The organism is Rhodococcus sp. DMF-1, from assembly GCF_021441945.1.
GTDB lineage: Bacteria > Actinomycetota > Actinomycetes > Mycobacteriales > Mycobacteriaceae > Rhodococcus > Rhodococcus ruber.
The window spans coordinates 4040513-4061969 of record NZ_CP090442.1; the positions used below are offsets into that span (position 1 = coordinate 4040513).

Annotated in this window: 23 protein-coding genes; 6 read left to right on the forward strand and 17 right to left on the reverse strand. The window is 68.3% G+C overall.

All coding sequences use genetic code 11. The annotated features are described in order from the left end of the window. Positions 1–14: 14 nt before the first annotated feature. The 3 genes from LZP97_RS18455 to LZP97_RS18465 form a co-directional block, all read right to left on the reverse strand. Positions 15–1052: an aliphatic amidase gene (locus LZP97_RS18455; protein ID WP_017679779.1), complete on the reverse strand. Its 1038-nt coding sequence runs from the start codon at positions 1050–1052 to the stop codon at positions 15–17. Positions 1053–1094: 42 nt separating this feature from the next. Beyond that, positions 1095–1733, reverse strand: coding sequence for an AmiS/UreI family transporter (locus LZP97_RS18460; protein ID WP_040271027.1), 639 nt, complete (start codon positions 1731–1733; stop codon positions 1095–1097). Between the two features lie 80 nt (positions 1734–1813). After that, the gene (locus LZP97_RS18465; RefSeq protein WP_048771466.1) at positions 1814–2839 is read right to left on the reverse strand and encodes a substrate-binding domain-containing protein; all 1026 of its coding nucleotides are present in this window, start codon (positions 2837–2839) and stop codon (positions 1814–1816) included. 154 nt (positions 2840–2993) lie between these two features. Between LZP97_RS18465 and LZP97_RS18470 the strand changes: the two genes are divergently transcribed. Further along, a complete protein-coding gene (locus tag LZP97_RS18470) occupies positions 2994–3437 on the forward strand; it encodes a MarR family winged helix-turn-helix transcriptional regulator (protein ID WP_017679781.1) in 444 nt (147 codons plus the stop codon). Positions 3438–3514: 77 nt separating this feature from the next. Here the strand turns inward: LZP97_RS18470 and LZP97_RS18475 are convergent, their stop codons facing one another. The 3 genes from LZP97_RS18475 to LZP97_RS18485 all read right to left on the reverse strand — a co-directional run bounded on the left by LZP97_RS18475 (position 3515) and on the right by LZP97_RS18485 (position 6010). Beyond that, positions 3515–4945, reverse strand: coding sequence for a DUF4185 domain-containing protein (locus LZP97_RS18475; RefSeq protein WP_040271029.1), 1431 nt, complete (start codon positions 4943–4945; stop codon positions 3515–3517). A 145-nt stretch (positions 4946–5090) separates the two neighbouring features. After that, entirely contained in the window at positions 5091–5519 is a 429-nt protein-coding gene (locus tag LZP97_RS18480) for a VOC family protein (RefSeq protein WP_048771462.1), read from the reverse strand. 83 nt (positions 5520–5602) lie between these two features. Then, entirely contained in the window at positions 5603–6010 is a 408-nt protein-coding gene (locus LZP97_RS18485) for a helix-turn-helix transcriptional regulator (RefSeq protein WP_048771460.1), read from the reverse strand. 237 nt (positions 6011–6247) lie between these two features. On the opposite strand from LZP97_RS18485, the gene LZP97_RS18490 reads away from it, so the two are divergent. After that, positions 6248–7474 carry a glycosyltransferase 87 family protein gene (locus tag LZP97_RS18490; protein WP_010596941.1) on the forward strand — a complete coding sequence of 409 codons (1227 nt, stop codon included), beginning with the start codon at positions 6248–6250 and terminating at the stop codon, positions 7472–7474. Here LZP97_RS18490 and LZP97_RS18495 read toward each other — a convergent pair. The 6 genes from LZP97_RS18495 to LZP97_RS18520 form a co-directional block, all read right to left on the reverse strand. Next, positions 7444–7773, reverse strand: coding sequence for a branched-chain amino acid transporter permease (locus LZP97_RS18495; RefSeq protein ID WP_003934551.1), 330 nt, complete (start codon positions 7771–7773; stop codon positions 7444–7446). The two genes, LZP97_RS18490 and LZP97_RS18495, sit on opposite strands and share 31 nt — an antisense overlap. Further along, positions 7766–8458 (reverse strand): AzlC family ABC transporter permease, encoded by a 693-nt coding sequence (locus tag LZP97_RS18500; protein ID WP_040271036.1) that lies wholly within the window; start codon positions 8456–8458, stop codon positions 7766–7768. The genes LZP97_RS18495 and LZP97_RS18500 overlap by 8 nt, the downstream gene beginning before the upstream one ends. Next, on the reverse strand, positions 8389–8763 hold the full coding sequence (locus tag LZP97_RS18505) for a WhiB family transcriptional regulator (RefSeq protein ID WP_017679785.1): 375 nt from the start codon (positions 8761–8763) through the stop codon (positions 8389–8391). The genes LZP97_RS18500 and LZP97_RS18505 overlap by 70 nt, the downstream gene beginning before the upstream one ends. A 90-nt stretch (positions 8764–8853) precedes the next feature. After that, a complete protein-coding gene (gene fgd, locus LZP97_RS18510; protein WP_048771453.1) occupies positions 8854–9867 on the reverse strand; it encodes a glucose-6-phosphate dehydrogenase (coenzyme-F420) in 1014 nt (337 codons plus the stop codon). Positions 9868–9960: 93 nt separating this feature from the next. Then, positions 9961–11571 carry a flavin-containing monooxygenase gene (locus LZP97_RS18515; RefSeq protein WP_010593991.1) on the reverse strand — a complete coding sequence of 537 codons (1611 nt, stop codon included), beginning with the start codon at positions 11569–11571 and terminating at the stop codon, positions 9961–9963. A 14-nt stretch (positions 11572–11585) separates the two neighbouring features. Then, entirely contained in the window at positions 11586–12533 is a 948-nt protein-coding gene (locus LZP97_RS18520; protein WP_010593992.1) for an alpha/beta hydrolase, read from the reverse strand. A 240-nt stretch (positions 12534–12773) separates the two neighbouring features. On the opposite strand from LZP97_RS18520, the gene LZP97_RS18525 reads away from it, so the two are divergent. Then, on the forward strand, positions 12774–13694 hold the full coding sequence (locus LZP97_RS18525; RefSeq protein WP_010593993.1) for an SMP-30/gluconolactonase/LRE family protein: 921 nt from the start codon (positions 12774–12776) through the stop codon (positions 13692–13694). Positions 13695–13756: 62 nt separating this feature from the next. Here LZP97_RS18525 and LZP97_RS18530 read toward each other — a convergent pair whose 3' ends face one another. The 4 genes from LZP97_RS18530 to LZP97_RS18545 form a co-directional block, all read right to left on the reverse strand. After that, the gene (locus tag LZP97_RS18530) at positions 13757–14194 is read right to left on the reverse strand and encodes a nuclear transport factor 2 family protein (protein WP_010593994.1); all 438 of its coding nucleotides are present in this window, start codon (positions 14192–14194) and stop codon (positions 13757–13759) included. Positions 14195–14271: 77 nt separating this feature from the next. Further along, complete coding sequence (locus LZP97_RS18535; protein ID WP_017679788.1) at positions 14272–15726, reverse strand: aldehyde dehydrogenase; 1455 nt, start codon at positions 15724–15726, stop codon at positions 14272–14274. Between the two features lie 63 nt (positions 15727–15789). Continuing rightward, a complete protein-coding gene (locus tag LZP97_RS18540; RefSeq protein ID WP_048771450.1) occupies positions 15790–16980 on the reverse strand; it encodes an NAD(P)/FAD-dependent oxidoreductase in 1191 nt (396 codons plus the stop codon). A 57-nt stretch (positions 16981–17037) separates the two neighbouring features. After that, positions 17038–18282, reverse strand: coding sequence for a cytochrome P450 (locus LZP97_RS18545; protein WP_010593997.1), 1245 nt, complete (start codon positions 18280–18282; stop codon positions 17038–17040). Positions 18283–18433: 151 nt separating this feature from the next. Here LZP97_RS18545 and LZP97_RS18550 point away from each other — a divergent pair, with 151 nt between their 5' ends. Beyond that, complete coding sequence (locus LZP97_RS18550) at positions 18434–18631, forward strand: ferredoxin (protein ID WP_003938422.1); 198 nt, start codon at positions 18434–18436, stop codon at positions 18629–18631. Positions 18632–18764: 133 nt separating this feature from the next. On the opposite strand, the gene LZP97_RS18555 is transcribed toward LZP97_RS18550, so the two are convergent. Beyond that, positions 18765–19472, reverse strand: coding sequence for a FadR/GntR family transcriptional regulator (locus tag LZP97_RS18555; protein WP_010593998.1), 708 nt, complete (start codon positions 19470–19472; stop codon positions 18765–18767). A gap of 231 nt (positions 19473–19703) precedes the next feature. Here LZP97_RS18555 and LZP97_RS18560 point away from each other — a divergent pair, with 231 nt between their 5' ends. Continuing rightward, entirely contained in the window at positions 19704–20489 is a 786-nt protein-coding gene (locus LZP97_RS18560) for an enoyl-CoA hydratase/isomerase family protein (RefSeq protein ID WP_010593999.1), read from the forward strand. 189 nt (positions 20490–20678) lie between these two features. Then, positions 20679–21419: a FadR/GntR family transcriptional regulator gene (locus tag LZP97_RS18565; RefSeq protein ID WP_010594000.1), complete on the forward strand. Its 741-nt coding sequence runs from the start codon at positions 20679–20681 to the stop codon at positions 21417–21419. The last annotated feature ends 38 nt before the right edge of the window (positions 21420–21457 follow it).

Below are 21457 nucleotides of genomic sequence, written 5' to 3' on the forward strand. Positions count from 1 at the left end.
CCCGGCATCCGCGGCTACGCCTCGGCGGTCTCTTCGACGGGCAGCGAACCGACTCGGCAGTCGGCCACTCCCACTGTATCTCTCGTGATGGCCTCGACACGTTCCTGCGCCTTCCGAGCATCGGTCACCCACAGCTTGTAGAACTCGAACGGGCAGTCCGCGACCCCCTTGTCTCCGTCGCCGGCCGCGTGGACACCGGAGTAGCCGCGGTGCAGCAGCTTGAAGAGGTGGTTCTGCGACTGGTCGTTCTCGCGAGCGTCGCGGATGGCCGAGACCGACAGCTGGGCATACTGGATGCCGTACTCCTCTTCCCCGGTCTCCCCGAGGGTGCGTCCGTCGAATCCGATGATCGCCGAGTGCCCGAAATAGGAGTAGACACCGTCGAACCCGGCGGCGTTCGCGACGGCGACGTAGCAGTTGTTCGCCCACGCCATCGCCTTCGACATCAGCACCTGCTGGTCTTTCGCGGGGTACATGTAGCCCTGGCAACGCACGATCAGTTCGGCGCCCTTCATCGCGCAGTCACGCCAGATCTCCGGGTAGTTGCCGTCGTCGCAGATGATCAGGGAGATCTTCAGTCCCTTGGGACCGTCGGTGACGTGCGTGGTGTCCCCCGGGTACCAGCCCTCGATCGGGCACCAGGGCAGGATCTTGCGGTACTTCTGGACGATGTCGCCCCGATTGTTCACCAGGATCAGGGTGTTGTACGGCGGCTTGGCCGGGTGGTCTTCGTGCTGCTCACCGGTGATCGAGAAGACGCCCCACGTGTCGGCCTCCCGGCACGCCGCCGAGAAGATCGCCGTTTCGTCGCCGGGGATGGTCGCTGCAGTCGCGTACATCTCCTGCTCGTCGTACATGATTCCTTGCGTCGAGTACTCGGGGAACACCACCAGGTCGAGTCCGGGCAGACCCGACTTCATCCCGATCATCATGTCGGCGATGCGTCGTGCGTTGTCGAGCACCCCGGCCTTGTCGTGCAGGCGCGGCATCTTGTAGTTGACCACCGCCACGCCGACGGTGTCGCTGCTGGAGGAGATGTCTCCGTGTCGCATATCGTGCTCCTTCTTCGAGTTCGCCCGGCGCGGTCGCCGGGCTCAGTTGTGGACGGGACCGTATTGGGGGGAAGGCTTTTCGTCGGGACGAGCGGATGCAGGGAAGCCGAGCGCAGCGGCGATCCCCACGAGGACGGCGAGGACCGACGCCCACCCGGCCGCGGTGAACGCGGTGGCGTGGAGGCTGCCGGTCAAGGCGAGGAACGCCGGGACGGTACATGTCGGCTGGCTGAGGAGGATCGCGACCCATCCCGTGAATCGGGTGAGTCCGTCGAACCCGAGAGCGAGGACCAGGAAGAACAACGCCCACAGGAACGCCCACGAGAGCCAGATGACCCCGAAGACGGGGTCGCCGACGACGGTGAACGACAACGCCGAGTAGACGAGGGCGGCGACCGCGACGAAGCCGGAGAACCATCCGATGCCCTGCGGCTCGAGTCCGGCCAGGTTCACGATTCCCACGTACAGATAGGTGAACCCGAACAGGTACAGGCCGGATGCGGCCAGAACGTCCGCCGTGTCCCCCTGGGCCTGGATCAGCAGGGCGGTAGGTATGACGCACTGCAGTGCGCCGACGAACAGGTTCAACACTGCAGCCGACCTGACAGGTACGACGGAGAGGAGCGTCAACCCGTTGACGAGGAGGACCGCTCCCACGTACAGCAAACCGACATTGCCCACCGGACACCTCGCCTTACTTCCAAATGAAACTGTTTCGAATGAAAGTAGTGGCCCGCGCCACACATGTCAACGAGTGTTCGTCAGAACGACGTGAGGATCTCGAAGTCGACGCCGTCAGCGATGGACAGGTGAATCCTCTGTCGAGCCACTCCGTTTCGGAACTCGACCGGGCCTCGCGGTCCGTCGAACGCAGTCCCGTCCACCACGTCGTCGAGATCGGCCGTATCCGCCGTTCCGGCGCGGGCCACGAGACTGGCCAAGGTGTTCATGCCTTCGTAGCAGGACTCGGCGGCATTGTTCAGCGCGGGCGCGTGCGGTCCGTGCATCGCTACGTACCCGGTGAGCAGATCCATCGAGTCGGCGCCGACCAGGGAACGGAAGTAGGCGGCGGCGACGTAGAGGTTCTTCGTCGCCGCCGGCCCACTCGCAAGCAGCATGTTCTCTTCCATGAGAGGGCTGAATCGGACGACCCGGTCGGCGAGTCCTCGCCGCGCGAAGGCCCGGTTGAACTCGACGGCATCCTGGCCGACGAGGAGCATCACCACCCCGTCGCACCGGGAAGCCGCGACCGCGTCCACGACATGTCTCATGTCGGCGCGCCCGAGGTCGACGAACGACTCGCCGACGATCTGCAGGTCGAACTCGTGCGCGTACATGCGTATCGCGCCGAGGGAACCGCGGGGCCATACGTAGTCGTCCCCGACGACGAACCAGCGCCGCGTCCCTACGTTCTCCCGCAGCCATTTCAGCGCAGGCGCGATCTGCTGCGCGGGGGTTTCGCCGCAGCAGTAGACGCCGCCTCGGCTCTCACCTCCCTCGTAGAGGGAGGTGTAGGCGTACGGAACGCGGCCGGTCACCACCGGGGCGATGGCATGACGCACGGACGAGATGTGCCAGCCGCTGACCGCATCGATCGCACGAGTGGACACGAGACGACGAATCTCGGTGGCGATCCGCCGGGGGTCGCCGCCTCCGTCCACGATCTGGACACAGACCTCGCGACCGAGGACGCCGCCCGACGAATTCAGGTCGCGCGCCGCCAACTCGCTCACCGCTTCGCAGGACGGGCCGAACAGACCGGCCGGCCCCTGCAGCGGCACGACCATGGCCACGCGCCACTGTGACGCGCGTGCACGATCGAGCACCGCGCTCACGTCGATGCCCTCACGGCACCGCGGGCCACGACCCGCACGTAGGCTATCATTTCACTTGGAAGTATTATTGGCGAGGCGCGAACTATGCAATAGCTCGGGGGCTGTCATGTCGGACAAGGGTGTTGCCACCTCGATGGAAGCATCTGCGACGACCGCGCTCGTCCTCGCCGCACGCCTCGCCGCACAGTCGATCGAGACCGTCCTCTCGTCCGACGAGCTCAACATGGACCACTTCCTCGTACTCGAGGCACTCGCGGTCCGGCCGGGACTGACGATGGCCGAACTGCGCGATCGGACCCGGACCCCGGCGCCGACACTCACTCGGGTCGTCGACCGCCTGGTCTCCGTTGCGGCGGTATACCGCGAGGTCGATGCCCACGATCGCCGGAAGACCCGGGTCTATCTGAGCGTGCGGGGCAAGAAGCTCTTCGACCGCCTCTCCGCGTCCGTTCGCGACGTCGAGCAGGCATGGCCGGGACCGCTCCCCGACGGCCTGCCCGATCACGTGCACCCGGTCCTCGCCGCGTTGGAGGAGGCCGCCGGCCGCTAACCTCGTGGCCGAATGTCACATGGGTTCGATGTCATCGAACCGGTGTGACATTCGGTCCGGGCGCATGTGCGCGTGGTTCAACGGTCGAGTCTCGCCCGCAGCAGGAAGGTGTTGTAGTCCGACCACGTCGAGAGCATGAAGTACAGGTCCTCGTCCGTCGACCACGGATGCATGAACCCGCCGTACAGCTCGGGGTGCTGTTCCACGCCGACCAGCCGCGCGCTCTCCGACCACACCCCCTGGGGTGACGCGGCCTCCCGCACGACGATCGCGGCATCGGCGGTGTCCAGGTACGTCATCTGCCAGCGGTCCGCCGCGGCGTCGTAGCGCACGGACAACTCCGCGGCGGGGCCGTGCACGACGGGCGTCGCCGCGGTGTATCCGCCGACGGGGGTCCAGTTCCCGTCGCGCCAGTACTGGTAGGCGCGCGGCTCGAGCACCCGGTCCTCGGGCACCCGGGCCAGCGCCACCGCGCCGAGCCGGGTGTTGGGGGTGCCGAACAGGTACACGTAGCCGTGCGCCGGCACCGCCGCGGCCACCTGAAAGTTGGTGACGCCGAAGATGTTGTCCCACTTCGCATGCGGATCCTCGACCCAGGTGGAACCACCGTCGTCCGAGTACGCGATGCCCCCGTGGTTGGTCCACCACGTGCCGGGGATGCTGTTCCACGTCCGGATGGACATGTACGTCAGGTACTGGCGGCCGCCGATCGCGAATCCCGACGTCGGGATCGTGGTGATCTCGACGTTGTCGAGCTTGCGGCTGCCGAGGATCTCCGCGGCGTGGCATCGCGCGTCCTGGATCATCGAGTCGAAGTTCATCCCGTCCGTCAGGTCCCGGTCGGTGGAGAAGGCCAGCACGTTGCTGCGCCAGTCGCCGCCCTGCCCGCCGGGCGGATGGAAGCCCCGGCCGACGGTGTCGCCGAACGCGACGGCGATCCGGCCTGGCTCCGACTCCCACATGAGGCCGAGATCGGTGCCGTACACCTGCCAGCGCTTGTCCGTCCGGTTGACGGACCCGGCACCGGTCTGCTTCGCCACGGTGGCGACCTCGACGACCTGCGGAGCCGGAGGGGCGGGGACCTGCGGCGCGGGCTCGATCGGCGGGGTCTCGGGCGCCGGCGGTGGCGGCGGCGCGGCACCCTCCCCGGGCACCGGAATGCCGAGGTGGAAGGGGCTGGGCTTCAGGGCGATCCGGGGGAAGACCGGATCCGGATGGGCCGGCTCGTCGGTCAGGTCCGGGCACGGATCGGTGCACGGATCGACCGGCAACGGCGGTGGATCGATCCGTACCGGGTCCGGTTCCGGCGCCGGATACGGCACGGTGGTGATCACCGGATACGGCACCGGAATGTCGAGATCCTTCGGGACCAGCGACTCGTGCCGCCACGTGTCGCCGGCACACGGTCCGCTCCCCGGTATCCCGTCCGTCGCGGGCTCGTCGGCGCGGGCCGGCGTCGCCGCCAGCACCGCCACGAGCAGGGCGATCGCCGACGCCTGCCACCTCATGGGTTCCCCTCCCGTGCGTCACGGCGCCGGACGGACCGGCGCCGCACAGGAGGGTACCGCCGGCGCGGCGCGGTGGCGTCGCACGCGGATCTGCGGCTTTATATCCCTGTCTCGGAAAATCCCGAGAGAAGCGAAGAATTCCGAATCAACGGAAGTCGCCGGGCGTGTACTCACGGGGTTCCACCAGCACGAGCCAGTTGCCCGAGTTGTCCCGGAACACCGCCTCGACCCCGTAGGGACGCTCGGACGGCGGCTGGGTGAACTCGACGCCCCTGGCCGTGAGCTCCTCGTACGCTGCGCGGCAGTCCGTGGTGCGGAGCCCGAAGCCGCCCATGGTGCCGTCGGCCAGCGCGCGACGAACGGCCCCGGCCATCTCCGGGTTCAGGGGTGGGCCGGGCACCATCAGCGTCACCTCGAGTTCCGGGTGGTCCGGGTGCGCGACGGTCACCCAGCGGAAGCCCTCACCCATCGCCACGTCGGCGGTTTCCACGAACCCCAGCGTGTCGAGGTAGAACTTCTTCGCCGCGTCCTGATCGGTGACATAGAGGGTCACCAGGGAGATGTTCGTGATCATGGCGTGTCCTCCGGATCGGTGATGTGGCACGTCTCGACCGTAGAGCGACGGGCACGGTGCGAGCTTCTCCGAAATTGCGCAGTTCAGCGGAGGTCGCTCAGGCCGTGCATGAACACCCAGCAGCCCGGGATGCGCGGCGCCCCGGACTCGGCGAAGGCGGCCTGATACTCGCTGGGGGTGACCCCGACCAGCCGACGGAACCTGGTGCTGAACGACCCGAGGCTGCTGCACCCGACGAGGTGACAGATCTCCGTCACGGTCGGATTCGTCGCGCGCAGCAGGTCCTGCGCCCGCTCGATGCGGCGTTCGGTGAGGTGGACGCCGGGCGTCCTGCCGTACACGGCGGTGAAGCAGCGCAGGAAGTGGTACTTCGAGACCCCCGCGGCGGCGGCGAGCCCGGTGAGGTCGAGAGGTCGCGCGTACTCCCGGTCCGCGAGATCACGGGCGCGGCGCAGATGCGGCAGGAGCTCCTCGGGCACGCGGCGCGGCATGCGGCCAGTGTCGCAGCGCCCCACGACAGGAATTTCTGTCCGTGTCTAGGCGACGGGGTAGAGACCGCGATTTCGTCACGACGTCGTGATACACGACACACGCCGAAACTGCCCGAACAGGACAAAGCGGCCGGAAACGTGCTGGGAGACCGGGCAACCCGCGTATCCGGCCCCGAAGGCAACGATTGTGTAACGTATCCGGGAGGTTCCTGTCCCGACAAGCGGAGGTGATCGTCCGTGCTGCTGTCCGAAGTTCGAGCCCGGCCCGGGTACTCGCTGCTCGTGGGGGCAGGGCTGCTCGTGTCGGCCGTGGTCGCAGGCATCCACCTCGAGAACGCTGTCACCGGATACCTGATGGACCTGTCGGTCTTCCGCGACGCGGGGTGGGCGTTCCTGCACCACACCCCCCTCTACACCGAGGGCTTCCACACCAGTTCGGGCTTCCGCTTCATCTATCCGCCGTTCGCGGCGTTCCTCTTCGCCCCGCTGCCCCTGCTGAACGCGACATTGATGCAGGTGCTGTGGACCGCAGGCCTGATCGGCCTGGTGTGGTGGGTGCTGAAGGTCTCGCTCGAGCACATGGACGTCCGTCGCGCGAACCTGGTCGCGACCGCCGGACTGGGCGTGGCGCTCTGGCTCGAGCCCATCCGCTCCAACTTCCTGTTCGGGCAGATCAACATCCTCCTCATGGCCCTCGTCGTCGCCGACGTCCTCGGCGTGATCCCGCAGCGGTTCCGCGGCGTCGGGATCGCCCTCGCCGCCGCGATCAAGGTGACCCCGGCCGCGTTCGGTGTGCTGTTCCTGCTCCGGCGGGACATGCCGTCGGCGGCGCGCGCCTTCGGTGCGTTCCTCGCCGTGGCGGGCTTCGCGTACTGGCTCCGCCCGGAGTCCTCCGTGTACTTCTGGACCACCGAGGCCTGGGCCACCGACCGGGCCGGGGACCAGGACTTCTTCCGCAATCAGGCGCTCAGCGGCCTGCTTGCCCGGCTGGGCGTCGAGGGGCACGCCTACACCGCCGCCTGGCTCGCGGGCGTCGCACTCGTCGTCCTCGGGGCGCTGTGGGCCGCCCACCGCTTCACCCGATCGGGCGAGCACGTCGTCGCGCTCGGGGTGATCGCGCTCGCGACCCTGCTCGCGGCGCCCATCGCGGTGACGCATCACTGGGCCTACAGCGTGCTGCTCGTCGCGGTCGCGCTGGCTCCGCGGTACCGCTCGTGGTGGCCCGTGCTGCTGCCGGCCGCGCTGGTCTTCCTCGTCGGGCCCAACTACCTGCTCGAGGACACCTCCACGCACGGCTGGGTCGAGTCGGCCATCCAGCAGACTCTCGGCAACGCCCAGTGCGTCACCGGACTCGTGGTGCTCGTCGCGGCGGCCGTCGCGGCCCGGTCCCGCCGTCCCGGCACGGTTCCGGCACCGGCCGGCGCTCGCGCCGCTCAGCTCCAGAACGCCCCGGCCAGGACGTAGATCGCGGTTCCGGCGACGGTGCTCAGCGCCGCGCTCCGCCGCCACAGGTGCACCGCGACGGTTCCGGCGAGGCCCAGCACCGCCGGTAGCCACGTCGCCGGACCGACGTCGCGCAGCGTGTACATCACCAGGATGACCATCACCCCGGCCGGCATCGCGCCGCCGAGGTAGCCCACCACATCCGACTCCCGCAGCCGGGCGAGCGCGGCGAACGGGACCGCCCGCAGACCCACGGTGACGACGAACATCGCGATCAGGGCACCTACGACGTAGCCGGCGCCCGGTACCGACTCAGGCACGGGCCACCTTGTTGCGGTAGACGAACCGCAGCAGCAGATACGCCACGAACAGGCCCAGCGAGATCACCAGCATGCCGTCCTTCGACACGGTCACCCCGACGAGGCCGCACACCAGCGCGGCGGCCGACGCCGGCAGGTCGCGCCCGAGACGGAATGCGTCGAGCGCGAGCACGGCGAACAACGCCGTGAGGGCGAACTCCAGACCCGACAGTCCGGCGGGCAGCGCCGCACCGAGCAGGGCGCCCGCGGTCCCGGACGCGACCCACAGCAACTGGCACGTCGCCGCGACCGCGAGCATCCGCGCGCCGGTCAGCTCGTCGCGACGCTTGGTGGCGACGATGGCGTAGGTCTCGTCCGTGAGGGCGTAGACGCCGTACGCCCGCCCGAGCCGGCTGCGGATCTTCTCCAGCGGAAAGGACAGTCCGTAGAACACGTGCCGGAAGTTCACCAGCAGGGTCGCCGCCGCGATCGACGCCACCGGGGTCACCGCACCGATCAGGCCGACGGCGAGGAACTCCATCGAGCCCGCGTAGATCACCGTCGAAAAGACGGGCGCCCACCACCAGTCGAAACCTGCCTGCGTGAGCACGACCCCGAACGCGAGGCCGAGCGGGATCAGGCCGAGACCGACTGCCCAGGAGTCGCGGACACCCGTGCGGATCTCGGAGAGACGGCCATCTGCCATGGCTCCAGGCTATGGGGTGACCTGCTCGCCCGGCGCAGCAGGATGCGGCGCTCCTCTTCCGACATCCCGCCCCAGATGCCGTGCCGCTCCCCGGCCTCGAGGGCGTGCCGGAGACACTGGGTCAGCACGGGACAGGACTGGCAGATTCGCTTCGCGGCGCGGACGCGGTCGGTGCGTGCCTCCCCGCGCTCGTTCTCCGGATGGAAGAACGTCGCGGCGTCGGCGTCCCGGCAGGCGGCCTGCAGCTGCCAGTCCCAGGACTCCGTGATCGCCGGGGGCAGGGTCAACAGCTTGGGCGCGGGCATAGGTTCTCCCTTCGTCAGGCGGCTCCGCCGCCGGTGTGCCTTTTGGGCGGTCAGGGCAGCCCAAAAGGCACACCGGCGGCGTCAGCCGCGTCAGGCCAACGCACGCAGGCGCGGCGCCAGATCACGCTCGAACAACTCCAGGAACCGCCGCTGATCGTGCCCCGGCGCATGGAACACCAGATGATTGAGCCCGGCCTTCACATACGCCCCGACCTGCTCGACCGCCTCGTCCGGATCCGACGCCACGATCCACCGCCTGGCCACCTGCTCGATCGGCAACACGTCCGCAGCCGCCTCCATCTCGATCGGATCGTCGATCGAATGCTTCTGCTCCGGCGTGAGCGAGAGCGGCGCCCAGAACCGGCAGTTCTCCAGCGCCCGCTCCGGATCGGTGTCGTAGGAAATCTTGATCTCGATCATCTTGTCGATCCCCGCCACGTCCCGGTCGGCCTTCTCGGCGCCCTCCGCCACCGCCGGCAACAACTTGTCGGTGTAGAGCTCCATCCCCTTGCCCGAGGTGCAGATGAACCCGTCCCCCGCCCGGCCCGCATACCGCGCCACCACCGGACCCCCCGCCGCGATGTACACCGGAACCCCACCCTCGGGCACGTCGTAGATCGACGCCCCCTTCGCGGCGTAGAACTCCCCCTCGAAATCGACCCGCTCCCCCGTCCACAACGCCCGCATCAGCCGCACCGACTCGCGCAACCGCGCGAAGCGTTCCTTGAACTCCGGCCACTGGCCTTCGTACCCGGTGGCGATCTCGTTCAAGGCCTCCCCCGTGCCCACCCCCAGCATGACCCGCCCCGGATACAGGCACCCCATCGTCGCGAACGCCTGCGCGATCACCGCCGGGTTGTACCTAAACGTCGGGGTCAGCACCGAGGTGCCCAGCTGCAACCGCGACGTGCGCTCGCCCACCGCGGTCATCCACGCCAACGAGAACGGCGCATGCCCCCCGTTGTGCCGCCACGGCTGGAAATGATCCGACACCGTCGCCGAATCCATCCCCCGCTCCTCCGCCAGCACCGCCAGCTCCACCAGCTCCCGCGGCCCGAACTGCTCCGCCGACGCCTTGTACCCCAACTTCAGACCCTGCGACACCACGAACTCCTCGTCGTCGGAACCTCGGAAACGGCGGCAGGACGCGCCGCGGCGTGCAGCCGCGAATACACGTCCTGCCGTTGTCGTTTCCCGTTACTTGATGGCGAAACCGCGATAGCCGTCGGCTGCGACGTCGTCGCAGATGTCACGGTAGGTGTTGAGCCCACCGACGTAGGACATGATCACCTGCGGCTTGCCCGGCACGTTGGCGCCCGTGTACCACGAGTTGCCCTCGGGGTAGAGCGTGCCCTTCGCCAGTTCGTTGTTCAGGTCGGTCCAGTCGTGCGTGTACGGTTCGAGCGCCTCGAAGCGGCGGGCGCCGCGCTGCTCGAGTCGTTCGATGCAGTCGGCGGTCCACTCCACGTGCTGTTCGATCGCGCACACCACGTTGGTGAGCACGTTCGGACTGCCGGGGCCGGTGAGCATGAACATGTTCGGGAACCCGTCGACGGCGATTCCGAGGTACGTGACGGGGCCGTCCTGCCACTTCTCCTGCAGCGTCTGCCCGCCCACGCCGGAGATGTCCATCTTCAGCAGCGGACCGGTGATCGCGTCGAACCCGGTGGCGAGGACCACCGCGTCGAGCTCGTGCTCCACGCCCCCGGTCCGGATTCCCTTGTCCGTGAACTCCTCGAGCGGCGCCTCGCGCAGCGACACGAGCTCGACATTGTCCCTGTTGTAGGTCTGGAAGTAGTTGGTGTCCAGCGTGATCCGCTTGGCGCCGAGCGGATGGGTCCGCGGCGACAAGCGTTCGGCGAGCTCGGGGTCCTGCACCACAGCACGGATCTTGCTGCGGAAGAACTCCGCGATGGTCTCGTTGGCCTCCCGATTGGTGAACAGGTCGGGGTAGGCGGCGATGAGGTCGATCGCCCGGTGCCGGTTCCACCGCTCCTCGTAGGTCGCCCACCGCTCCTCCGGGGAGTGATCGAGCGCGCTGACCTCGAGGGTGTCGGTGTACTGGCCCGACGGTGTGGTCTTCGAGGTCGCCTTGAAGGTCTCGATGTTCTCCTTGAACTCCCGCTTCTCGTCCTCGGTGAGGGGACGGTTGCCACAGTCGAGGCTGAACGCCGGCGTCCGCTGGAACACGGTCAGCTTCTCGGCCTGCTCGGCGACGAGCGGGATCACCTGGACGCCGGACGAACCGGTGCCGATCACCCCGACGCGCTTGCCGGTGAAGTCGACGCCCTCGCTGGGCCAGTCGGCCGTGTGGTACGTCGCGCCGCGGAAGTTCGCCAGGCCCGGGAAATCCGGCGTCTGCGACGTGGACAGACAGCCGACCGCGGTGACGAAGTACTTGGCGACGGCGACGTCTCCGGAGTCGGTGGTGATCGTCCACCGGTCGGTGTGGTCGTCGAACCGAGCCGAGTCGACCCGCGTCCGGAACCGGAAGTGCTTCTTCACATCCAGCCGGTCCGCGGCGAAGTTCAGGTAGCGCAGGATCTCCGGCTGCGCGGGATAGCGCTCGGTCCACTCCCACTCGTCGATGAGTTCGGGCGAGAACGTGTAGGCGTATTCCATGCTGATGCAGTCGCATCGAGCCCCGGGGTACCGGTTCCAGAACCAGGTGCCGCCGACGCCCTCGGCCGCCTCGAAGGCGCGGACCGTCAGTCCCATCTCCCGCAGCCGATGCACCATGTAGATGCCGGAGAATCCGGCACCCACCACGATCGCGTCGAATTCCTCTGCCGCCTTCTCGAATCCCATGCCGGCCTCCGTCCTCATCGGGCGATGTCCGCGCCGGCGAGCACGTCCTCGACCGCTTCGACGACGTAGTCCATGCCGTCCTTGGCGCCCGGCAGGACGTTCACGAACTGGAAGAAGCCGTGCATCTGTCCGGTGAACACCTTCTCGCGCACGGGGATCCCCGCCGAGCGGAGCGCCTCGGCGTACTTGCGGCCCTCGTCGTGCAGAACGTCGTGCTCGGCGAGCAGCACCGCGGCCGGCGCGACACCGGTCAGCGATTCGGCGTTGATCGGGGCGACCTCCCAGCGGGTGCGGTCCTCCGCCTCGGGCACGTACAGGTCCCAGAACCACACCATCGCGTCGCGGGTGAGCATGAGCTCGTTCGCGGGATCGAGGTAGCTGGGTGTGTCGAAGTCGCAGTCGATGACGGGGTAGGCGAGGAACTGCAGGGCGAGTTCGGGACCGTTCTCCCGGACGGCGCGCTGCGCGACCACCGCTGCGAGGTTGCCGCCGGCGCTGTCACCGCCCACGATCAGCGGGGCGTCCGCGGCCGCGTAGGTGGCCCGGTTCGCCGCGAGCCACTGCAACGCGGCCCAGGCGTCGTCGGCGGCGGCGGGGAACAGATGCTCGGGGGCCAGGCGGTAGTCGACGAGGGCGACGGCGCAACCGGTGCGTTCGGCGAGCTGCCGTCCCAGCGTGTCGTAGCCGTCGAGGCTGCCGACCACCCAGCCGCCGCCGTGCAGGTAGACGATCACGCCGCGGGCATCGCCGGTCGGGACCAGCACGCGAACCGGCACCTCGTGTCCGTCGGCACCGGGGACGGTGATGTCGTCGACTCGGGCCATCTCCGGTCCGGGGCCGCACAGCTCGATGAAGCCGTCGCTCAGCGTGCGCGCCTCCTGCGGGCTCATCTCGTGCAGCGGAGGGCCGCCTGCCTCGGCCATCTGGGTGAGGAACGCGGTGGTGGCGGAATCGAGGGCCATGGCATCTCCTTCGTGTGCGGCATGGGTTTCGACAGACGTCGACAACTCCCGATCGGATGCGCAGAGTCGGCACCCAGCGAGTGATGCACATCACCATAACCATACGCATGATTATTTGCAATACCGCGCGGCAGAGCCCTTTATCTATGCGCATGATTGGGCTAGCTTGGAAGAGAGTTCCGGGGGGGCGTCTCCCCGCATCTGCCGTCTCCCCGCATCTACTACGGAAGGCCACCGACCATGACTGCCGGAAACCAGGACACCGCGCTGCAGAGCCCCATCGACACCGTCGTCTCCGACCGTGCCTTCCTCGAGTGCCCGCGCTGGCACGACGGACGGGTGTGGGTCTCGGATCTCTACCGGCACGAGGTGATCTCGATCGGTTCCGACGGTGCGGTCACCGTCGAGGCCACCCTCCCCGGCGACGAGCCGTCCGGGCTCGGCTGGCTGCCCGACGGGCGCCTGCTCATCACCGCGATGGAGTCCGGGCGGATCATGCGCCGCGAGCACGACGGCGAGATCGTCGTCCACGCCGATCTCTCCTCGGTCGCGACCGGCAAGCTCAACGACATGGTGGTCGCCGAGGACGGCACCGCCTACGTGGGCAGCTTCGGCTTCGAATTCAAACGCGACACCCCGATCGCGCCGGCCAACCTGATCCGCGTCGCGCCGGACGGCTCCTTCACCGTCGAGGCCTCCGACCTCCGCTTCCCCAACGGCATGGTGATCACCCCCGCCGGCACGCTGGTCGTCGCGGAGAGCATGGGCAACAAGCTGACCGCCTTCGACATCGGGGCCGACGGCCGGCTCGATGGGCAGCGCACCTGGGCCGCGTTCGGACCGGACCTGCCCACCGAGTCGGTCAAGGCCGCGATGAGCGCCGCGGCCGTCGCGCCGGACGGCATCTGCCTCGACAGCGACGGTGCGGTGTGGGTCGCCGACGCTCTCCACCGGCGGGTCATCCGCGTCGAGGAAGGTGGCACGATCACCGCCGAGGTCGTGTTCCCGACCGGGGTGTTCGCGTGCATGCTCGGCGGGCCGGAAGGCAACACCCTCTACGCCTGCGCGGCGCCGAACTCCTCGGAGGCCGCCCGTCGTCATACGCGCGACGCGAGCCTGCTCGCCACCCGCGTCGGCGCCACCCACGGCGGTCGCCCGTAGGACGGCCCTCAGGACGTGCGAAAGGGCGGCGATTCGACGAATCGCCGCCCTTTCCCGTTCGATCAGTAGGGCGCGTACGCCGCCGCGGAGGCCGGCTGGTCGAGCACGCGGTCCACCGTGATGTCCTTGCGCTCGATGAGCAGCGCACCGTCGCGCTCGGCGAACGTGTCGGCGTAGCGACCGTACAGCCGCTGCGTGCCCTCGGGCCCGGCCACCGTCGCCTCGAAGTACGCGTCGACCCGCACCCGGCCGTCGCCCTCGCCGGTCACGCGGACGTTGGTGATCGCGTGACGGGAGAACTCCGCGCCGGACTCGGCGAAGGCGCGGTAGACCCCGAGGAACTCCTCCGGCCCCACATCCTCCTTGCCGTTCTGGATGATCGAAACGTCGTCCGTGATCAGGGCGCGCAGGGCGTCGAGGTCACCCTCGTCCACGGCGGATGCATACGCGTACATCAGGTCTTCCGCGCGGCGGGCGAGGTCGGGGGATACCGCAGTCATGTCGGGTCCTTCGCTTTCGTCGGTGCCGGATACCGGGGTGCGCCCTCGTCGCGGACGCACCCCGCACCCGTCGTGGATCAGGGAAGCTGGATCAGCTTGGTCTCGAAGAACGCATCGAACCCTTCGATGCCGCCCTCACGGCCGAGACCGGACTGCTTGTAGCCGCCGAAGGGCTGCACGACGCACATCGCGTAGCCGTTGACGGAGATCTGCCCGGTGCGCACCCGTCGCGCGATGCTCTGGGCCAGCTCCTCGTCCTTCGCGTAGACGGAGCCGGACAGGCCGTAGTCCGAGTCGTTGGCGATGGCGACGGCCTCGTCGATCGAATCGAACGGGATCACCACCAGCACCGGTCCGAAGATCTCCTCCTGCGCGATGCGCATGTCGTTGGAGACGTCCGCGAACAGGGTCGGTTCGACGTACCAGCCGCGGTCGAGGTGGGCCGGCTTGCCGCCGCCGGTCACCAGCCGGGCGCCTTCCTTCTTCCCGACCTCGATGTAGTCGAGCACCCGCGTCTGCTGACGTTCGGCGGCGAGGGGTCCGAGGACCGTGTCCTCGTCCCGCGGGTCACCGACCTTCACGCTCTCCATCACCGCCTTGATCGCCTCGACGACCTCCTCCTGGCGCTCACGCGGGACGATGATGCGGGTGAGGGCGGCGCAGACCTGCCCCGAATGACCGATGCCGCCGAACACCATGCCGGGCAGGAAGGTATCGAGGTCGATGTCGTCGGCGATGATCGCGGCCGACTTGCCGCCGAGTTCGAGGGTGACCCGCTTGATCCGCTCTGCGGCCCGGCTCATGACCACACGACCGGCCGCCGTGCTGCCGGTGAAACTGATCTTGTCGACGTCCGGGTGGCTGACGAGGTAGTCACCCACCTCCCGTCCTGCCGGGACGACGCTGATGACGCCCTCGGGCAGGCCCGCGGCGTCGAGCGCCTCGGCCAGCATCATCATGGTGACGGGCCCCTCCGGGGCCGGCTTGAGCACCACCGTGCAGCCCGCGGCGAGCGCAGGCGAGATCTTCAGCGAGCCGGTCGCGACGGGACCGTTCCACGGGACCACGACCGCGACGACGCCGATGGGCTCCCGCACGATCTTGCCGTGCCCGCCCTTCCAGGTGCGCTCCTCCTCGAACGCGAAACGCTCGTGGAACGTGGCCGCGTCGTCCCACATGTCGACGGCGTTCTGGTGGAACAGCGTGGACACCGCTGCGGGAGCGCCCAATTCGAGGGTGAAGGCCTCGGCCATCTCCGGGATCCGCTTCTTCACCTCGTTCCCGACGCGCACGAGGATCTCCGCGCGCTCGGCGGGCGTCATCCGCGGCCAGGGGCCTTCGTCGAACGCCTTGCGCGCCGCCGCGACGGCGCGGTCCATGTCGGCCTCGCGCGCTTCGGGCACGGTCGCGATGACCTCACCGTTGATCGGGGAGATCACCTCGATCACCGCGTCGCTGGACGGCTCGACCCACGATCCGCCGATGAACAGCTTGTCGTAGCTCTTCAACTGGATGGGAGTGGCTGTGGTCATGCTGTGTTCCTCCACTCGACCGCGGACTCTCGCCACGGCGACTCGCTGGATGGGATGGGAGTACTACTTCACTGCCGGCGCCGGCGCCTGCAGGGGCGCCGACAGATCCCGGATCGCGTCCGGATCCACGCCGGCACGACGATCGATCGCCATGCGGGCTTGCACCATGTGCCGGGGGGAATCGACGCTCAGGTGCGCGGTGAGCTGCCCGGCGGCATCGAACCAGGCCGCACCCCACTTGCCGTCCGCACCCTCACGGAACACCATATCGTCGGATTCGCTTCTGTGTCCGACGAATTGGATCTTGTGCCCGAACTGGTCGCTCCAGAAGTACGGGATCGGGTCGAAGACGGGCGGCGACTGCGGCCTCAGGAGTGCACCGGCGACCGTCGCCGGTCCGGTGCGCGCCTCGTCCCAGTGCTCACCACCGAGTCGTGTCCCGAACCGGGGCGACCAGCGCATCGCGACGTCGCCGACGGCGAACACCGACGGGTCGGAGGTACGCAGCGACTCGTCGACGACGACCCCGCGATCGATCTCGAGACCGGAGCCGGTCAGCCAGCCCACGTCGGGCCGCACTCCGATACCGGTGACGACGACGTCCGCCGGGAGCGCGGTGCCGTCGTCCAGCGTCAGTCCGCCGGGCGTGATCTCGCCGACGCCGGTGCCGCAGCGCAGATCGACCCCGTCCCACCACGCGTGCAGCCGCTCGGCCACCTGCGCGCCCAGCGGTCCCGCGAGCGGCCGGGGCCCGGCTTCCACGCAGGTCACCGAGCAGCCCAGAGCCAGTGCGGTCGTGGCGATCTCGGCGTTGATCCAGCCGGCACCGACGAGGACGACACGGGCTCCCGGGCGTAGCTCGGCGCGAAGACGCTCGGCGTCCGCGGCGGTGCGCAGCACGAGTTGCCGGCCGGTCCCGGGCAGGGTGACCGGGGCCGCGCCGGTCGCGACGACCAGCGCATCGTAGGAGTGCTCGCCGGCATCGGTGCGCACCACCCGGGCGGCGGTGTCGAGCGACCGGGCCCGGACCCCGAGGCGCAGTTCGACACCGAGCGCCGCGTAGTCGACGTCGAACGTGGTGTCCTGCGGCTCGGCGAGTGCGGACTTGCTCAGCGGCGGCCGGTCGTACGGCGGGGTGGGCTCGGCGCAGAGCAGTTCGAGCTCACCGTCGAAGCCTTCGGCGCGCAGCGCCTCACACGTGCGGAGCCCGGCGAGGCCGCCGCCGACGACGACGATTCTTCGGCCGTTGAACACGGCGTTCCCCTGTCCTGTCGATGAATCGGATGATGCGGTGGACGTGCTCGGCACCCCTCAGTACAGGGTGTAGTCCGACAGCACCCGCGGGCCCGGCGTGTAGGTGGCCGGGATCCGCTGCCAGCCCATGTTGGTGCCCTGGTGCGGGTACCGCTCGAGCGCGGAGAAGTCCACCTCGTAGTCGGGCATCCGCTCGAGAATCTGGCTGATGAGCGTCTTGGACATGTAGCGACCGAGATGCGATCCGGCGCAACGATGTACACCGATCCCGAAGGCGGTGTGCCGGTTCGGCCACCGTTCGATGTCGATCTCGTCCGGGTTCTCGAAGAGCTTCTCGTCGCGGTTGGCCGACGACCACGACAGCAGCACCCGGTCGCCCTTCTTCATGGGGCAGCCCTGGAAGTCGGTGTCCTTGGTGACGGTCCGGGCGAGCGCCTGGGTGGGCGAGAAGTACCGCAGGAACTCCTCGACGGCGTGGTCCATCAGACTCGGGTCGTCGATCAACCGCTGACGCACGGCCGGGTGCTCCGCGAGCCACACGAGGGCCTGGCTCACCAGGGACGCGGTGGTTCCGACACCGCCGGCGAGCAGCAGATCGACGATCGAGTACATCTCGAAGTCGTTGAGCGGGCGGCCGTCGACCTCCTGCTGCACGAGGTAGCTGATGATGTCGTCGGTGGGGTTCTCGCGTCGTGCCCGGATGGTCTCGCGCATGCGATCACCCAGGTAGGGGAACTCGACCTCCATCGCGTGGCGGTAGTCGTCGCTTCCCGGGATGCCGGCGAGCGCCTGGTGGTGCGCATGGGAGTAGCGCTTCCAGTCGGCCAGGTCGAGGCCGAGCCAGTCCACCGTCACGATGGAGGGAACCGCGATGACCGAGGTGAGGTCGCATTGCCCGTCCTCGATCACGCTGTCGATGAACCCGGCGGTGTGGCGGTCGACGAGTGCCTTCATCCGCTCGACGGCCGCGGGCGCGGTGATCGGGTTGACGATCTTGCGGTACTTGCGGAACTCCGGGGGATCGAGCTCGATGGGGATGTGGAAGTGCATCGGAGTCTTCGGGATGACAACCGAAAGGCCTTCTCCCCCATATTCGTTACGCGCCGACGAGAACGTCTCGTCGTCACGGGCGGCCTCGAAGACCGAGTCGTAGTCGCTGAGCACCCAGTACCCGCCGTGCGCCTCCGTCCAGGCGACTCGCTCGTTCTGGCGAACCTTGCGGTACGAGGCGACCGGATCGGCAGAGTGCTCCTGCGAATTGTGGTCGAAGTTGATGACGGGGCAACGATTGCGGCTGTCCATCGCGTGGACCCTCCTGCGTCGGATCGGGCATCTCCTGCTAATGGTTATAACAGATGATATAGTAGTGTAGATCACACCGCCAGCCCGGCCATCAAATCAAATGTTCAACGAGCTGGCATCCTCGATATCCGGATGACGGAAGGAGCGACCGATGAAGGTTGTTGTCGACGAGAACCACTGCCAGGGCCACGGGCTGTGCTTCATGACCTCCCCCCAGGTCTTCGCGCTGCGCGAGGAGGACGGCCACGCGTACGTCCTGCCCGGGGGCGACGACCCGGCCAACGAGCACGCCGCACGCGAGGCAGCCGCGTCCTGCCCCGAGCGTGCGATCTCCGTCGTCACCGAGTGACGACGCCTTTCGATCGGCCGGCACACGACGCAGGAAGGGGCCCCGGATACGTATCCGGGGCCCCTTCCTGCGCCTGCGGTGGGCGTCAGCCTTGCGCCTGCGGTGCGCGTCAGCCCTGCGCCCGCGGTGGGCCTCAGCCCAGTGCGCGGTCCCACTGGATGACCTGATCGAGCAGGTCGGGGTACTTGCGCTGGGCATACCGCCGGTAGGCGTTGATGTGGTCGCGCATGCGTTCCTCGGAGCCGATCTCGTCCCCCTGGGAGAGCGACTCGTAGATCCGGGTGTGCGCGACGATGATCGCCTCGCGCCGGTGCGGTGGGTAGTCGATGCCGACCGCCGTGCCGTCCATGATGCCGAGCAGAGAATCGACCATGTACCCGAACAGCGGATTGCCCGAGGACCAGGCGATCAGGTCGTGGAAGCTCTTGTTCGCCTCGAGGAACTCGTGCTGGTCACCGAGCGATCCGTGCATCCGGTCGATGGTTTCCTTCAGATCGACGAGCGTCTCGCCGCTGATGCGCTGGGCGGCCAGCCGGCTGATCATCGGCTCGAGGGCGGTGCGCGCCTCGATGATGACGCTGAACGGGGCGTCCTTGAGCTGCATGAGGAGGATGAGCGAACTCGCAAGATGGGACGCGTCGGGGTCCAGCATCACCGGCCCGCCTCTCGGTCCCGGCTTGAGAGCGATGACCCCCTGGAATTCCAGCAATCGCAGGGCTTCCCGCAGTGTGCCACGACCGATCTCGTACTTCTCGAGCATGATCCGCTCCGACGGCAGCAGATCGCCCGCCGCCAGATTCTGCCTGGTCGCGTCCCTGATGATGTGCTGCGCCACCACCATGGCCGCTTTGGGCGCCCGTCCTGTGATCATCGCGCCTTCTCCTCCCCGGAGCGCCCGCCGGCTCGGGAACGCCGTCCGGAGCGGACACTCCCCACTTCCCGCCGAGCCAAAATAATGCTAACGATTATAACGTACAGTTCGTGTGTCGGGCCGGAAAAGATGCGCCGAGCGAGCCGCATCTCCCAGGTACCCGGCCCAGCCGAACCGTGAACCTCGATCGAAGGAGTTCCGATGAGCAGCCCCGCCTCCACCACCACGAGCGTCGTTCTCGACTCGGTCGACTCGAGCCTGTGGATCCGGCTCAACCGGCCCGAGCGCCGCAACGCGTTCGACGCCGAGATGTGCGCGGTCATGGTCGACGCGCTCCACAACGCCACCGAATACCGCTCGGTGGTCATCACCGGATCCGGTGGAAGCTTCTGCGCCGGCGGGTCGCTCGGACAGCTCAGTCAGCCGACCGTCAAGGAACTGCGCGGTCTCTACCGGTCCTCGCTCGAACTGTTCGACGCGATCCGCACCTGCCCCCGGCCGGTCGTCGCGGCCGTCAACGGTGCCGCGGCGGGCGGCGGCAACGAGCTGGTGGTGGCCTGCGACCTCGCCGTCGCCGCCCGCTCGGCGACCTTCGGGCAGACCGGCCCCCGCGTCGGTAGTTCTCCGGTCAGCGGCGCCACGAACGTGATGGGCGTTCAGATCGGCGAGAAGCGCGCCAAGGAACTGTCGCTGCTGTGCCGGCGCTACCCGGCCGAGCGCGCGTACGAGATGGGACTGGTGAACGAGGTGGTCGACGACGAACTCCTCGAGGAATCCGTCCGTTCGCTGTGCCGCGAGTTCGAGGCACTGAGCCCGCGGTACCTCGAGATCACGAAGGTCAGTTCGAACATCTGGTGGAACTCCGCCCGGGACTCCTTCAGCAACGGCCTCGGCATGCTCGTCCAGGCGATCGGCAGCGCCGACATGGTCGAGGGCGCGCAGGCATTCCTGGAGAAGCGCAAGCCGCAGTTCCCGCCCGCCGAATAGACACACGTTCGATAATGGTGCACATCAATGTGCACAATCGCGTGCACAATGAGTACAGTGCACATTTCGGATCGACCGGGGACGTAGCCCAGCCGATCCGCCGACACGGCGAGCACCCGCTCCGCCGTGAGAGCCTCCGCTTCCCGGAAGTCAGGAGGCCGAGAGGCTGAGGAGGCTTTCGTGGCTGCAATGTCGAGAGGCCCGAAGACGTCGCTGGTGGTAGCCCAGCAGATCGTCCGGGATACGGCGCGAAAAGGTCTGCAGCCCGGGGACCTGCTGCCCCCGGAGAAGGCGATGCTCGAGGAGTACCAGATCGGCCGCGGGACCCTGCGCGAGGGACTGCGGCTGCTCGAGTTCCAGGGCATGATCGCCCTCAAGCCGGGACCCAAGGGCGGTCCCGTCCTCCTCGACCCCGACGCGTCCCACCTGGCGAGCACCATCATCCTGCTGATGCAGCTCCAGAACGCCTCCCTCAACACCATCGTGGAGGCCCGCACCGCCCTCGAGCCCGTCATCTGCCGCCTGGCCGCCGAGCGGATCAGCGACGAGAACCTGCAGGAGCTGAAGCAGTCCGTCGACCGGATGCAGCAGTCGTTCGACACCGCGGACATCGACACGTTCCTCGAGACGAACAAGCAGTTCCACGACGTCATCGCCTGGTCCACCGGCAACGCGCTCTTCGGCTACCTGACGGACGCGCTGCTCCGGATCACCGGCGGCACGGTGATGGGCGTCGACCATCCCGCCCCGCTGCGGGAGACGACGCTCAAGGCGCACACGCAGATCTACGAGGCGCTGAATTCGCACGACGCGGACCTGTCCGAGGACCGGATGCGCGACCACATCAACGAGTACGTCCGCTACGCCGAGCGCAAGTTCCCCGAACTCCTGAGCCAGGTCCTGCCCTGGAACCAGGCGCTCGGCGGCTGACCACGACCGCCGGCGACGTCCGGCGACACGGACCCCAG